The organism is Vibrio salilacus (assembly GCF_002811245.1).
GTDB classification, from domain to species: domain Bacteria; phylum Pseudomonadota; class Gammaproteobacteria; order Enterobacterales; family Vibrionaceae; genus Vibrio; species Vibrio salilacus.
Genome location: NZ_NIVQ01000006.1, coordinates 134,997 through 149,363 on the forward strand (window position 1 = coordinate 134,997; position 14,367 = coordinate 149,363).

Sequence of the window (14,367 nt, forward strand, 5' to 3'; positions counted from 1 at the left end):
TATCAGTAACCTTATTGTGGGACTATAATTGCGCCCCTCAGCAACAGGAGCACATCGTGATTACAAAACTTCCACGCTGGGTAGAATATGGCGCTTTTCTACTCGCCTTGCTAGCTGGCATTGTCAACGCTATCGGATTACTCGGTTTTCAACACCAAGCCGTGTCACATATCTCTGGCACAGTGACGCTGCTAGGCACGTCTGTCTTAGAGTTCAACCACCAAACCGGCCACTTATTACTGATTTTGTTAAGCTTTTTGTTTGGCGCGACACTCAGCGGCACATTTATCGAAAGCACCGCACTGAAACTTGGCAGACGCTATGGAGTCGCTCTTTGTATCGAAAGCGCACTACTGGCTTTATCTTACTACTTGCTCAGCAATGGCCATCAATCGGGGCAATATTTCGCTTCTGCAGCTTGTGGCTTGCAAAACGCGATGATCACAACGTTCAGTGGCGCTATCATTCGCACGACCCATATGACGGGGATCATGACGGATCTGGGTATCATGATCGGCGCTAAATTACGTGGTGAAAGTTTTGATTTTCGCAAAGCGAAACTGTTTCTGTTTATTTTCAGTGGGTTCCTATCCGGTGGGATTCTCGGCGCGAACTTATACGCACGTCTCTCGATTGCGGCCTTGATCGTACCGGTACTGCTCGCCCTTACCTTGGCCGTCACCTACTGGCTGTATATAGCCGAACGACATATCAATCACTAATTGACACTTCTTGCTTGAAACACAATTTTAAACAATTTAACATCCTCGACACATTAAACTGAATACGTCAAAATAATCAATGCTTTATAATGAATATTTAACGATATTTATTGAATAGTATTGCAAGCAAAGTTAAAAGCCATTAACCTTGCGCTAATTTGATAAAATATGGATGTTTAGTGAATAACTATGCCACAAGGAGTGGCTACGATATTTAACTAGTTGTAACTCGAGAAGTATATGCAAAATAACGCACAATCTGTCGAACAAACCAAAAGCAAAGCGACCTTTTGGATGTTTTTTATCCCTTCGTTAGTTGGCCTGTTTCTTTTTATGGCGCCGATAAGCTATCAAGGTGATCTCACTATTCCCGTTGCCGTTTTAGCCAAGTCTATTCAAGCCATTTTTGGTGATTACTTAGTGCACATCGTGACAGCTATCATTGCGTTTATGGCAATCGCATCAGTAGCATGTCGTATTAAGACACCGACTTTCATTGCAAATAATGCGTTCCTTAACGGGCTGTTTAATCCGAGCTCATTGTGGCTTGCCGTTCGTTTAATTGGTGGCGCTGCAGTCATCATGACATTTTTCCAAGTCGGACCAAAAGCCATTTGGGAAGAAAATACTGGTGGTCTAGTACTTGAAGGCCTGTTACCAACACTTTTCTCTGTATTTATTTTTGCAGGCCTTTTACTACCATTGCTACTTAACTTTGGTCTGCTTGAGTTATTTGGTACCTTGTTGAGCAAAATCATGCGCCCACTGTTTAACCTTCCTGGCCGCAGTGCGATTGACTGTATGGCCTCGTGGCTTGGTGACGGCTCTGTCGGTATCTTACTCACTAGTAAGCAGTATGAAGAGAAGTTTTATACTCAGCGTGAAGCTGCAGTCGTTGGTACCACATTCTCTGCCGTTTCAATAACGTTTAGCTTGGTCGTGATTGCCCAAGTAGAACTTGAGCACCTATTCTTGCCGTTTTACGGCGCGATCTGCTTAGCAGGCTTTGTGGCTGCGGTGATTATTCCTCGTCTACCACCACTGAGCTTAAAAAAAGATACCTTTATCGATGGTTCGAAACCTGCCAGCGATGCTGATGCCATTCCACATGATCACACCACTTTTTCTTGGGGTATGCACTTAGCCCTTAGTAAAGCAGCGCAGGTAAAGTCAGTACGTAGTGTGTTTGCAGAAGGTATTCGTAACGCGGTTGATATGGTGTTTGGCGTGCTACCAGTCGTTATGGGGCTTGGTACGATTGCATTGATTATTGCCGAGTACACCTCTGTGTTCAGCATTTTAGGCCAACCCTTTATTCCATTTCTAGAACTACTCGGTGTACCTGAAGCGGTTGCGGCGTCAGAAACCATCGTAGTTGGTTTCGCTGATATGTTCATTCCAGCGATTCTCGCAGCCTCTATCGACAATGAAATGACACGTTTCGTCATCGCTGCAATGTCAGTCACTCAATTGATTTACATGTCAGAAGTGGGCGCCTTGCTACTTGGTAGCCGTATCCCGGTGAACTTGATTGAACTGTTCACCATCTTTATCCTGCGTACGCTGATCACCCTTCCGGTTATTGCAGGTGTTGCACACTTGATTTTCTAATCCACATTGATATCAATAAAGCCCCGAAATCGGGGCTTTTTCCATGGGACCGAGTGATAGCGAAAATCCACAAGAACTTATCACTTTTGTCTATTCTATATAGCTATGTACTATGCTGAACGTTGAGTAGAGCAACTGAACAAAGTTAATACCATTGTTTGTGACAAAAAGGTTGCCAATCTAGCAACCCTTTCTCTTTTAAGCTTTGTTACTCGTCTTCAATTTTTGGTGCAACTTTCTTTTTAGGGATAAAGACGTTATCGCCCACCGCAACGTTCTGATGGAAACTCTTATCACGTTTGACTGGCTTCTTAATTGATTTTTTCGCCTGAGGTTTCGCTTTCTTGGTCGTTTTATCTTTGACGCGGAAATCAGGCTTGCGCGGTTTGATTCCTTTAAACTTACCTTGCAAACCTTCGAGCTCGGAAAATGCCAGATCTTGTTGTAGGTAGGTTTCAACGCGTTTAAAGCTATCCCAGTCTTTCGGCCCCACTAAAGAAGCAGCATCGCCCTTATTACCCGCACGCCCCGTACGGCCCACGCGGTGGACGTATTCTTCGGTATGTTTTGGCATATCAAAGTTAATCACGTGTGTCACATTGGTGATATCCAAACCGCGTGATGCAATGTCTGTTGTGACCAGGATTTTAAACACCGCTCGCTCAAACTGACTCATAATAGTGTTACGTTGCGTCTGCGTTAGGCTACCGCTTAACGCGACCGCTTTAAGCTTTTTCTCGTTCAACTTGTCAGTCAAGCGTTCTGTATCAGCGCGTGTCGCCGTAAAGATCATCACTTGTTTGTACTGCGCTTCACTCAGAATACGATCAAGAATGGCTTCTTTGTGATCTAAGTGATCACACAAATAGAATTTTTGCGTGATGTCTTTGTGCTCGTCACTGCCCACACCAATCGCGATTTGTTTGGGTGCGTTAAGCATCTCAATAGCAATATCATTAACTTGAGTATGATCTAACGTCGCTGAGAACATCAAGGTTTGACGACGACGATGCTTAGCCGCGTTGTGAATGCGACGTAGTTCAGGGGCAAAACCCAAATCCAACATACGGTCTGCTTCATCCAGTACTAGCGTCTCTAGTCCATCGAGGTGCAAAGAACGATGCTCTAAGTGATCGGCTAAACGCCCTGGGGTAGCCACAATAAACTTAGGGTAGCGACGCAAAGCTTTCACTTGGTCGTTGAAGTTCTCTCCGCCAACAATCAAAGTCGCATCGTACGATAGACCCGCCAGCATTGTGCGTAATTCGCCGTAAACCTGTTTTGCCAGTTCACGCGTCGGTGCCAAAATTAGGCCACGAGGATCTTTTGCTGAAAAAGCTTTGTTTTTTAAAGACTTATGTAGCATAGGCAAAACAAATGCCAGCGTCTTACCTGAACCCGTTTTTGATGAAGCCAACAGATCTTTACCCGCGATCGCAACCGGAATGGCGCGTTGCTGTATGTCTGTCGCCTTGTTAAAATCCAAATGTTTTAAGTTCTTCAGTAAGCGATTGTCTAAGCCTAACTCTTTAAACTGCAAAGTATTCTCCAATTGAACTATGTGTTGATGGCACGACGTCAAATGGGTGCCGAATAAACACGAAAATATTAATAACAGGCCATGATAACTGTATTCAGCGAAAGAGGATAGAGATCACATAAAATAATCTTGTCATGCAAAATCACGTCAAATGCAGTCAATAGAATGACTGACACTGATTGCTGCTACCAGTGAGACATCGATCACCTAATTCGATAATTGCTTAAATTCTTGGGTTTTTTTGACTTTGCCATGCTTTAGGATGCCTATAATTAGAGCTACACTGAAAACGCCACTATAAGAGTAAGAAGTTATAGGGTGTTATATTGATACTTTACAAGCAAGGAGTTCTCTTATGAACAAAATGTTGATCGCAGCTGCTGCATCATCTGTTCTTTTACTCGCAGGTTGTGCCTCTGGTCCTGATGAAGCAACAACAGCAAAGATGGATGAGCTAAGCAATCAAGTCAGCCAACTAAGCCAAGACGTTCAAGCTCTACAATCAGAAGTACGTAAATCGAACGATTCAGCAATGGCAGCTCAAGAAGAAGCAGCACGTGCTAACGAGCGTATCGACAACATTGCTCAGTCTTACACTAAGTAATTCGTCTTTCTAAAAAAGAGGGGTCAGCATGCTGACCCCTCTTTTGATTTAGTGGGTACGTGTTGGCGCAACAATTTCAACTGGGACACCGTTTTGTGCCAAGATGACCGCACGTGCTTTAATGTCAGAATAATCAAACTCTTCTAACCACCAACTCAGCTCTATCGGCACGTCCAGATCGTGCTTGACACCATCGCTGCGCGTTAGGGGTTCATGCGCTTCAACAAACACACTTCTATCGGGCTCTAAAGCGACTTTAATCGGTTGATTAATCACGCGCACCTTTTCGCCTAACTCTACCTTTTCAAATAACCATTCAATGTCTTTTGGATCCATACGAATACAACCAGAGCTGACACGAAGACCGATTCCGAAATCTTTATTGGTGCCATGAATAAGGTAATCACCGACACCATAAGCGAGGCGAAGTGCATACTCCCCTAGAGGGTTGTCAGGCCCTGCTGGGACCACAGCAGGCAGCTCGATCCCTTTCGCACGGTACTCTTTTCGAATAGAGGTTGGTGGCGTCCACGTCGGATTAGGGCGTTTCTGACTAATGCGAGTTTCCATTTCTGGCGTATCGCGACCAATTCGGCCAATCCCAACCGGAAATATATGAACTTTATTGATTTCAGGTTGAAAGTAGTAGAGGCGCAGCTCAGCCAAGTTAATCACCACTCCTTGACGTTCGACATTAGGTAATATTATCTGAGTTGGTATGGTTAGTACGTAGTCAACTTGAGGCAAAAATGGATCGACGCCTTTATTTGCCGCCATAAGCGACAAAAATCCCACATCATACTGCTTGGCAATATTTGCCAGTGTGTCACCTTCTGCCACTTGATGAAACTGAGTACGCCCAACAATACTGCTACCTTCAAGCGGGAGGTCGTAAGTGGCAGCAAACACAGATGTACTCAAGCAACAACACCAAGCAATAAATTTACGCACCATTGTTGGTTTCCTTGGCTTCTTTGTAGAGGCTTAAGGTTATCTCTCTTTCGCTCTTGTGATCAACGATTGGTGCAGGATATGACAAAGCTTTGGCATTGGGCGACTTCCAAGGAGAGTGAATCCACTTGTCAGGCAAATTGGCTAACTCAGGAACCCAAGTGCGAACAAAGTGCCCCTCAGGGTCAAAACGTTCGCCCTGTGTGGTTGGGTTGAAAATGCGAAAGTATGGCTGACCATCGCAGCCCGTTGATGCACACCATTGCCACCCACCGTTGTTTGCAGCGTAGTCACCATCCACCAGCTTGGACATAAAATATTGCTCGCCAATACGCCAATCAACATGCAAATCTTTGACAAGAAAGCTGGCCACAATCATCCTAAGACGATTATGCATCCAACCGGTTTTATTCAGTTGACGCATCGCCGCGTCGACAATTGGGTAGCCCGTATTGCCGGTTTTCCATGCCTCAATAAACGCCGGGGTATCACGCCACAACAGATTATCTCCCCACGGCGTAAAACTGTGTCTTTTACTTAACTTAGGTTCAAAGTAGATCAAATGTTGATAGAACTCTCGCCACACCAATTCGCTTTGCCACACCTCTCGTCCGCCCGTTAAAGGTAGCTCACGATGGTAGGTTAAGCGTGCCATGCACTGACGTACTGATAACGCGCCAATAGCAAGGTAAGGTGACAGTAAGCTGGTAGCGTTTAGTGCCGGAAAATCCCTATGCTGGTCATAGTCATCCGCACCATCGCGATCGAAAGCACGTAATTGGTCAATGATAGATTGTGTATCAACCGCGTAAGCTTCACTGCTTTCGCGAGGATAATCAAAACAGGATTCAAGGGACAACAACGTTACCTTTTGATCATGCCACACTGCGCGTTGAGCAATAGGAGTAACTTTAGTGACTCGCCATGACTGTTGATACATTTTGGCTAAATAAGCACGTTTGAACGGGGTAAACACTTTGAAGTATTGTCCTTGCTTATTCATCACACTACCCGGTGGCAATAGGCACTTATCATCTAGTGCTTGACTTTCAAGCTCGGCAGCGTCAAGCAATTCAACAAGTTGTTTATCACGTGCAACTTCATTGATTTCATATTCTTTATTGAAATATACCCTCGAAGCAGAATACGTTTGTGCGAGATCAGCGACCATTTGTGCCGCTTGATTGTACGTCGGCGTTTGCGCGTAAATCAGCGGTATATTGTTATGCTCGAGGTCTTTTTGCAGTTCGAATAAGCGACGATAGAGAAGGTCCGCTTGGATCGGAGCAAGATGATGCTCAGCCCACGTTTGTGGTGTGGCAATATAAACCGCTACCACAGGTTCACCGCTTATCGAGGCGTGATAAAGCGCGCTGTTATCTTCTACTCGTAAATCTCGACGTAACCAGACAATATTCATTTTACCCTCTAGTGTTCAATCAAATCTGACAGCAAAACTTCACCATCAAAGCTGTGTTTGATTCTTTCTATTATTGCGGTCTGAGTTGGGCCTAACGGACGCGAGCTATAAAGAGCCAATACCTGATAAGCGCCTAAACCGCTATGCTCAACTAACCCAGATAAATCATCGACACCATCGATGATCACCATATGCATACCTAATTGTGAAAGTTTCAATGCCCATAGTCTCGAACCAAAGCCATTGATAGAATCTGAGCTAATAAACAAGCAACGTCCACTTCGAGCCGCTTTGTTCTCGGCATCAATGATGGCGCTCAAGCGCGCAGACAAAATCGCATCCATTAATCCTTTTTGCAGTGAGCGCAAACCAAAACGGACTAAAGATAATGCTTTCACTGAAGGCTGAATAAATTGGCTATCGACCACGTCGAGCGGATACTCTTTTAGCACCGTACTGACGATAGCGTCGGCTTTACTCTTGTTCAAATCAGCCAGAGCCTGAAGAAATTTCGCCACCTCTTCTAACTGCTCTACGCCAACCAACTCGACGCCATCAAGCGAGACATTAGACTCAAGCACCGCTTTGACCTTGCCAATCGGCACCCCTTTGTTGAGCCAACTTTGGATCTCACCGATCAAAGCGACATCTTGGTCTGTGTACAGACGATGCCCTTTTTCAGTTCGCTGAGGTTGAACTAGACTGTAACGTCTTTGCCAAGCTCTGAGTGTCACTGGTTTAACGCCTGTTATTTCAGAGACTTCACGAATTGCGTATAGCTTTTTCTCACAATCCATATCTTAAACGTAACTCCTGAGGGTGTGGTTGCAAGAAGGCCTGCTCGGCCAAATATTCATCTGGATGAGCCGATAAGTAGTGTTTTAACAGCGTCAATGGCGCAAGTAAAGGTAGTAGACCGACGCGATAATCATCAATGACCTGACGTAACTCTTGCTTTTGATTCTTGTCTAAGTTGCGCTTAAAGTAACCTTGGATATGCATTAGTACATTGGTATTGTTTTTGCGGCTGGCGCGGTGTGCCATTGCGTTCATTAGCCCTTCTCGATACAGGCGATAAAACTCGTCGAGTTCATACTCTTTGATGTTGGCGACAAGCTTGCCTAACTCTTTATAAGAGGCAGGGTGGTGCGCCATTAAAGTAAGTTTGTATCGCGAATGGAACGCTACGATCTTTCCTCGCGTAGGCTCATCCCCCATCGAGTTGTAGAAGTCATGAAGTGAGAATATTCGCGTAACAAAGTTCTCTTTTAACACTGGGTCATTAAGACGACCATCTTCCTCAATCGGTAACCAAGGCATGCCTTTCATCAATTCATTGGTATAAAGGCCAACCCCAATACTTTCAGCGTTGTTCTTATTGTACACCTTGACTCGTTCCATACCGCAAGTAGGAGACTTTGCACAAACGATGTAGCCGCAAAGTTGCTGCTGTTCGAGCTCGGCAACTTTACTTTTCGAATAATCCATCACCTTATCAGTATGGTCCTGAGTGGGATCTTTTGTCTCAACCAGAGCAATACGTTCTTGGTCGGAAACCAGTCGAATGGTAGGTCGAGGCACAGGCATGCCAGAGCCGACTTCTGGGCACACTGGGACAAAATCAAAGTATGGTGCAAGTTCCTTAGTCACAAACTTACTTATTTTGTGGCCCGAGTCGAAACGCACACGCTCACCTAACACACAAGAACTGATGCCTATTTTAATCGTTTGATCCATGAGTGGCTCCTTTACATTACCGTGCTATACAAAATTTATTCTTGTATAAGTTTTAGCACAGTTTAACTGGGTGTACAAAAAAAATATTTGTATAACTTTAAATAGCAGCTACGAAATTAAATCCGTTTTCGTTCATTTTGTTAAGCAAACGTTTTTCCGAATCGATTGCTCAATCACTTTCAACACATTTAGTTATCAATAGTAGTGGAGAACCAAAAACAACCACTTTATGTGAGCTACCTCTCATGGCTTGTCACTTCATAAAGCTAGTATTGCCTCAACAGATTATTCAAAATCAACATAATTAGTAATCAGTAAATTGAGTTACTAGTAAACTTGGAGTATTAACCATGGCAACCCCTCACATTAACGCAAAACCAGGTGATTTCGCTGAAACCGTCCTAATGCCTGGTGATCCACTACGAGCTAAGTACATCGCAGAAACCTTTCTAGAAGATGTTGAGCAAGTGTGTGATGTTCGCAATATGTTCGGCTATACAGGTACTTACAAAGGTAAAAAAGTATCTGTAATGGGCCATGGCATGGGCATCCCATCGTGCTGTATCTATGTCCACGAATTGATCGCTGAATACGGTGTGAAAAATATTATTCGTGTTGGTAGCTGTGGCGCAGTACGTGATGACGTTAAACTTATGGATGTTGTCATCGGTATGGGTGCTTCTACCGATTCGAAAGTAAACCGTATTCGTTTCAACAACCATGACTTCGCAGCCATTGCTGACTACGGTCTACTAGAAGAAGCGGTTAACCAAGCACGTGCACAACAAGTGCCAATTAAAGTCGGTAACGTGTTCTCTGCAGACCTTTTCTACACCCCTGAAGCTGATATCTTCGAGAAGATGGAAAAATTAGGCATCTTAGGCGTTGATATGGAAGCTGCTGGTATCTACGGTGTAGCGGCTGATCTTGGTGCGAAAGCTTTGACCATTCTTACCGTGTCAGATCACATCATCCGTGGCGAAAAACTCAGTGCTGAAGAGCGTCAGAAGTCATTCAACGACATGATGAAAGTCGCACTAGAGACGGCCATCAACATCTAATCAGACTTAGCTGCCAACTATCTATTGGCAGCAATATTAATCCAGAGGGGGAGATAGTGACGACTGGCAAACTGCCACAGGACGCAGACGGGTTACAACTCAATTTTTGTAAAACATTGGCGTGTGACAATTTTGGATTGAGTGATGCACATCGTTATGTTGTGCAGCACGCTAATCCCAAGCGACCTGCGATGGTTTGTCGGGAGTGTGGTGCTTTCCCCCCCTTACTTAACAACCAAGAGGTGCTTAACGAACTGCATCGGTTAAGACATCTCCACAGTGATGGCCTTCCCGCATGTCGTAACGACGACTGTGATAACTTTGGCCTTTCGGTTCATACCCACAAAAACCTTTACCACGCTTTTGGTTACAGTGGCGATCGCCAACGCTATCGCTGTAAATTATGCCAATCAACCTTTGTTGATAAATGGTCCGGTGCCAACAAAAAACTCCATTTTCAAGAAAACCTCCTTGGCTTGCTCTTTATGAGCTATTCGGTACGCGAAATCTGCCGCAAATTAGAGATCAATCCAAAGACGTTCTACGATCACCTTGACCATATTGCCAGTCGATGCCGAAGAAAGCTCGCTATGTTTGATGCTCGTTGGGTAAATCATGCTGCCAATTATGAGCTAGCATCACACTATATTACTCTCCAGCCCAAGAGCAACAATGGTGTATTATGGATCGCCACCGGGGAAGCTCACAGTGGTTACATTCTTTGCCAGCATGTCAATTACTCGGCCAATGAAGAGCCTGTAGGCGAGGTAGATCATGACCCATATCACCCCCCGGCAAGGTTTGTCTCTCGTGATCACTCCTCTGAAGCCAATATTCCGACACCTGAGCCCTCACCGATACTGCATGAACGTATTGACCAAAAATATCAAACCATCCTAGCGCGCGGTAATGTCGAAGACCCTATGGGTAATCTAACGACATTTAATTACCCATCAAAGGGCGCACTTATCCGACCGCCCTACACCTCGTACGCGCATTTTTTACATGTGCTCGATTTGTGCCAAGAGGACCGGCAAGTTTCAATATACCTACCACAAGATCCCGTTTTACGTTCTGCTGCGCTGAGTGTGTGTTTACGACGAATCCAACGTCAAAATATCGACCTTCTTTATGTTGAAGAAGATCAATCATGGCATCAAGATTACCCCATTGATAAAATTGATATTGTCCATATGGGCTGGTGGCGTGACCGCTGGGCAATTGCAAATAATGGCTCGGCCTCAAAGGGAATCTGTTATCTAGCGGGATGTAACAACCAGCCTAAACAATGGCTTAGAACGGCCTCAATTCGTCAAACGGCTTTCTTCCAACACCGCTTTGAAACGCTTTTTGAAAGTTTCATCAACGAGCCTAGACGTAAGTTACGACCCGGAGGTTTACTTCCTATGCTTGATATATTTAGAGCTTGGCACAATTTGTGCTACCAAAATAAGGAAGGGAAGACTGCGGCACAGATGTTAGAACTTACACCATCGCCTCTGACACTGAGTGAGCTGCTTGCCTAACATATGATAGTGTGACGAGCGCCGTTAAACCGTGTCTGTGTTATTACTTTTAGTGGAGTTCACTCTCTAGCTATTCATATAATGCTATAAAGGGTGTGTTGGTAGAGTACTCAGCAGTATAGGATTGATTCATTGGATAAAAGCCAACGGCTGTTAAAAGTCGAGATAGATCAACTCAAAGGCAGAATAGAGACTGACCCAGAAAAAGTCTGGGCAGTTGCAGAGCAATGTGCATCGCGTTCTGTACAAATTCTCTATCCCGAGGGCGAAATCCAATGCTTGGTGATTATGTCGCGCTGCGCGTGGTGCTCAATGGAGTACCGCAAAGGCCTAAAGTACATCAAAGAAGCTTACAGCAAATTGAAAGTTCTTGATACTGACGACTTGCTTCCAGAAATTTTACACATCCACGCGCTGCATTATTGGGGCCAAGCCAAATACTATTCAGCTCAACAATACTGGATTAACGCGTTAGAACAATCCGCTCTGATTGATGATACTGAAATCCAACTCGAAGCATTAATTGGCCTGGGTAACGTTTGGCGTATTACTAATGAATACCACCTTGCCAAAACCACTCATGAACTCGCCGTAAAGGTTGCCAACAACGCACGCATTGGTTGGTTAGAGGGTAAAGCGCGAATTCTCTTGGCTTGGGATTACTACCTCCTCAATAACTATGTTGAGATGCTCTCTGTCCTTGATGGCGCTGCAGAAGCACTCAAAGATCACTACGATAAAACGTGGCAAGCGGAGGTATGGGATTTTCGCGGTCTTGCTCTACTTGGACTCGAACGTATCGAAGATGCCGAAGAGGCCACCAACAAAGCACATGATCTTGCGATACGTCACGACTTAATATGGATGAAGGCGCACTCCTTTATCAGTCGAGCGCGCGTTGAACTATTGCGTAAACAACCTAAAAAAGCAGCACAACTATTGATTAAAGCCGAGCAATCTGCGGTGAGTTTTGATAACGGTGAATTGCTGTCACAAATCTGCTTTCAACAATCGAGAGTCGCCGAAGAGTCTGGCGATTACCGATTAGCGCTCGAAGCATTCCGAAAATATCGTCAACATTCCACTAATATGTTGCGTGAGCAAACCGCCCGAGTTAGCAGTGACAAAGCACGCGCATCCAAAAGACAGCTCGAACAGCGTGCCCGTAAGCTCATTAATCGAATTCGTGGACAACATGAATTCGATCCTGAAAAGCAACTAAGTCAAATGGTGTCAGAAACCTATTGGTGGGAACAATTGGTTCTGTTCAAGACCGAGCTAAAACGTTCGAATCATGCAGTCATCATGTTGCAACATTCAGACTCAAATTACCTCGATATTTGTACCGAACTCGCCCACTCTCTTTGTAATAAACAAGACCTACTTTCACGTTTAAGCAGTGAAAGGCTGGGAATTTTACTTGCTGATAAAGGCGAAGAGGGACTGGGCGTTTTCCATGTGCTGACAAAAATGATAGAAATCTACCCTTGGCACCGAAAAGGGTTAAATAACGAACTTCCTATAGTGGTCTATCACGACATTCTTTCTTTCCCATTCACCTTAGATCAACTAGAAGAAAACCAGAGACAGGAACAACACGATGGAAGTACTGTTAAATAAGATTACCGACTCTGGATTAGATGCAACATCAGTCAGCGGTGAAGAAGCACTGATTTTTTGGAATCATACTCGACAACATGTTGCCACTACAGCACAAGAAAAAGCGCAGTGTTTAATCATTAGTGCTGAATTTCGCTCTGAGCTAAAACAACTGCAAACCAGTATTGATGAACTACGGGAGGCACTTGATTACTTATCGCTGCCCGAAGACGCAGAGTTGGTTTTAGAAGTCTGTCATGGTTTAGCAGAACGACTGGTTGAAAATGGGGACTTCCATGGAGCGCTCAATCAGTACATCAGCGCGTCAACCATTGCGGTCGATAACGGCTTTATTGATGCTTATGTATTAGCGGTTTTAGGTATGGGCAACTTATGTGACGCTTATGGCGATCATAACCGCGCCCTTCGTTACTACCAAAAGGTTGATAGTATCGATCACGCCATCACAAGTCGTTCATTACGCCTACGTTATAAACTCTACATGCTCGCATGCTATATCGAACTCAACCGTACGACTGCGGCGACTGAGTTAATCAAAGAGTGTGAAGAGCTCAGTATTCTGGTCAGCGACAAAGTTCTGTCTGGTCAAGTATTGCTGTACCAGGCAAAGCTCTATCGACAAAACCAGCAGATTGATTTGGCGATGCAATGTTTAAGCAACGTTCAGTACGCCGCTGGCAATATTCATTCTACCTGGCTTTCAAACATGATTCGTCTTGAAATCGCCTATTGTTTGAGCGAACAAAACAAGCCACATATCGCTAACTGGTTACTCGAGTCAACCCGAAGACGAGTGCGACTTTACGCCTCACCGGTATTGAGCCTTAAGCTGTGCGACTCACTTGCCGCGATCTGCACGCAAAATAACGACTATCAAACGGCGCTTAATTACGAAAAACACGCTTATCGTATTGAAAGTGATCTAATGAAGAAGATTCCGATTGGCGAACTCGGTGCAAGCCAATTACGACGCCTATCGCGCTTTGAATTACAGTTAAAACTGATCTTATCTGAACAAGAGAACCGTGAGCTCAAAGAGACAACAGAAAATCAAAAGCATACCGTAGCGAAATTACAACAAGACGTGTTTACCGATCCATTAACCAACTTACATAACCGTCGCTGGCTCGACGTTAAACTCAAAGATCTATTGCTGCATGATGATCCCTTTGCACTGATGGTCGTCGATATTGACCACTTTAAGTCAATTAATGATGAACTTAGCCACCTCGTCGGCGATAAAGCGATTGTCAACGTGGCTCATGAGCTTAGCACCTACTTTAAATTCCGGGGGGCTTCCTGCGTGCGCTTCGGTGGCGAAGAGTTTTTGATCATTCTTGAGCGCTCGACGCTTGAACAAGCCGAAATGCATGCAGAAAACTACCGCGAACGTATCTATCAGTTCGGTTGGCATGACATTTTGGGTGAACGTGGCCTTACCGTCAGTATTGGCATCACGCTACATCGCGAAGGTGAAAATACTCAGCGTACCTTTTATCGTGCCGACAAAGCATTGTATCGTGCTAAAGCCAACGGACGTAATCAAGTGTGTAGTGAATAGTCAGTCAAGGGATT

General features: G+C 44.7%; 12 protein-coding genes. 7 read left to right on the plus strand and 5 right to left on the minus strand.

Annotated elements, in window-relative coordinates:
• The first annotated feature begins 56 nt into the window (after window positions 1–56).
• A complete protein-coding gene (locus CDZ87_RS06290; RefSeq protein WP_100752685.1) occupies window positions 57–722 on the plus strand; it encodes a YoaK family protein in 666 nt (221 codons plus the stop codon).
• A gap of 240 nt (window positions 723–962) precedes the next feature.
• Entirely contained in the window at window positions 963–2,333 is a 1,371-nt protein-coding gene (locus CDZ87_RS06295) for a YjiH family protein (protein WP_100752686.1), read from the plus strand.
• 208 nt (window positions 2,334–2,541) lie between these two features.
• On the opposite strand, the gene CDZ87_RS06300 is transcribed toward CDZ87_RS06295, so the two are convergent.
• Window positions 2,542–3,885, minus strand: a complete 1,344-nt coding sequence (locus tag CDZ87_RS06300; RefSeq protein ID WP_100752687.1) for a DEAD/DEAH box helicase — start codon at window positions 3,883–3,885, stop codon at window positions 2,542–2,544.
• A gap of 343 nt (window positions 3,886–4,228) precedes the next feature.
• Between CDZ87_RS06300 and CDZ87_RS06305 the strand changes: the two genes are divergently transcribed.
• On the plus strand, window positions 4,229–4,477 hold the full coding sequence (locus CDZ87_RS06305) for an Lpp/OprI family alanine-zipper lipoprotein (RefSeq protein WP_038177420.1): 249 nt from the start codon (window positions 4,229–4,231) through the stop codon (window positions 4,475–4,477).
• Window positions 4,478–4,525: 48 nt separating this feature from the next.
• On the opposite strand, the gene CDZ87_RS06310 is transcribed toward CDZ87_RS06305, so the two are convergent.
• The 4 genes from CDZ87_RS06310 to CDZ87_RS06325 are packed head-to-tail and all read right to left on the minus strand — an operon-like array spanning window position 4,526 to window position 8,585.
• Window positions 4,526–5,431, minus strand: a complete 906-nt coding sequence (locus CDZ87_RS06310; protein ID WP_100752688.1) for a L,D-transpeptidase family protein — start codon at window positions 5,429–5,431, stop codon at window positions 4,526–4,528.
• Entirely contained in the window at window positions 5,421–6,848 is a 1,428-nt protein-coding gene (gene phrB, locus CDZ87_RS06315; RefSeq protein ID WP_100752689.1) for a deoxyribodipyrimidine photo-lyase, read from the minus strand. Before phrB ends, CDZ87_RS06310 begins: the two co-directional genes overlap by 11 nt.
• A gap of 8 nt (window positions 6,849–6,856) precedes the next feature.
• Window positions 6,857–7,645 (minus strand): MerR family transcriptional regulator, encoded by a 789-nt coding sequence (locus CDZ87_RS06320; protein ID WP_100752690.1) that lies wholly within the window; start codon window positions 7,643–7,645, stop codon window positions 6,857–6,859.
• Window positions 7,635–8,585: a YbgA family protein gene (locus CDZ87_RS06325; protein WP_100752691.1), complete on the minus strand. Its 951-nt coding sequence runs from the start codon at window positions 8,583–8,585 to the stop codon at window positions 7,635–7,637. The genes CDZ87_RS06320 and CDZ87_RS06325 overlap by 11 nt, the downstream gene beginning before the upstream one ends.
• Window positions 8,586–8,935: 350 nt before the next feature.
• On the opposite strand from CDZ87_RS06325, the gene deoD reads away from it, so the two are divergent.
• The 4 genes from deoD to CDZ87_RS06345 all read left to right on the plus strand — a co-directional run bounded on the left by deoD (window position 8,936) and on the right by CDZ87_RS06345 (window position 14,353).
• Window positions 8,936–9,646: a purine-nucleoside phosphorylase gene (gene deoD / locus CDZ87_RS06330; protein WP_100752692.1), complete on the plus strand. Its 711-nt coding sequence runs from the start codon at window positions 8,936–8,938 to the stop codon at window positions 9,644–9,646.
• A gap of 56 nt (window positions 9,647–9,702) precedes the next feature.
• Window positions 9,703–11,172, plus strand: a complete 1,470-nt coding sequence (locus CDZ87_RS06335) for a lactate dehydrogenase (protein WP_100752693.1) — start codon at window positions 9,703–9,705, stop codon at window positions 11,170–11,172.
• 132 nt (window positions 11,173–11,304) lie between these two features.
• Window positions 11,305–12,792 carry a tetratricopeptide repeat protein gene (locus CDZ87_RS06340; RefSeq protein ID WP_100752694.1) on the plus strand — a complete coding sequence of 496 codons (1,488 nt, stop codon included), beginning with the start codon at window positions 11,305–11,307 and terminating at the stop codon, window positions 12,790–12,792.
• Window positions 12,773–14,353 (plus strand): GGDEF domain-containing protein, encoded by a 1,581-nt coding sequence (locus CDZ87_RS06345; protein WP_100752695.1) that lies wholly within the window; start codon window positions 12,773–12,775, stop codon window positions 14,351–14,353. The genes CDZ87_RS06340 and CDZ87_RS06345 overlap by 20 nt, the downstream gene beginning before the upstream one ends.
• Window positions 14,354–14,367: the final 14 nt, after the last annotated feature.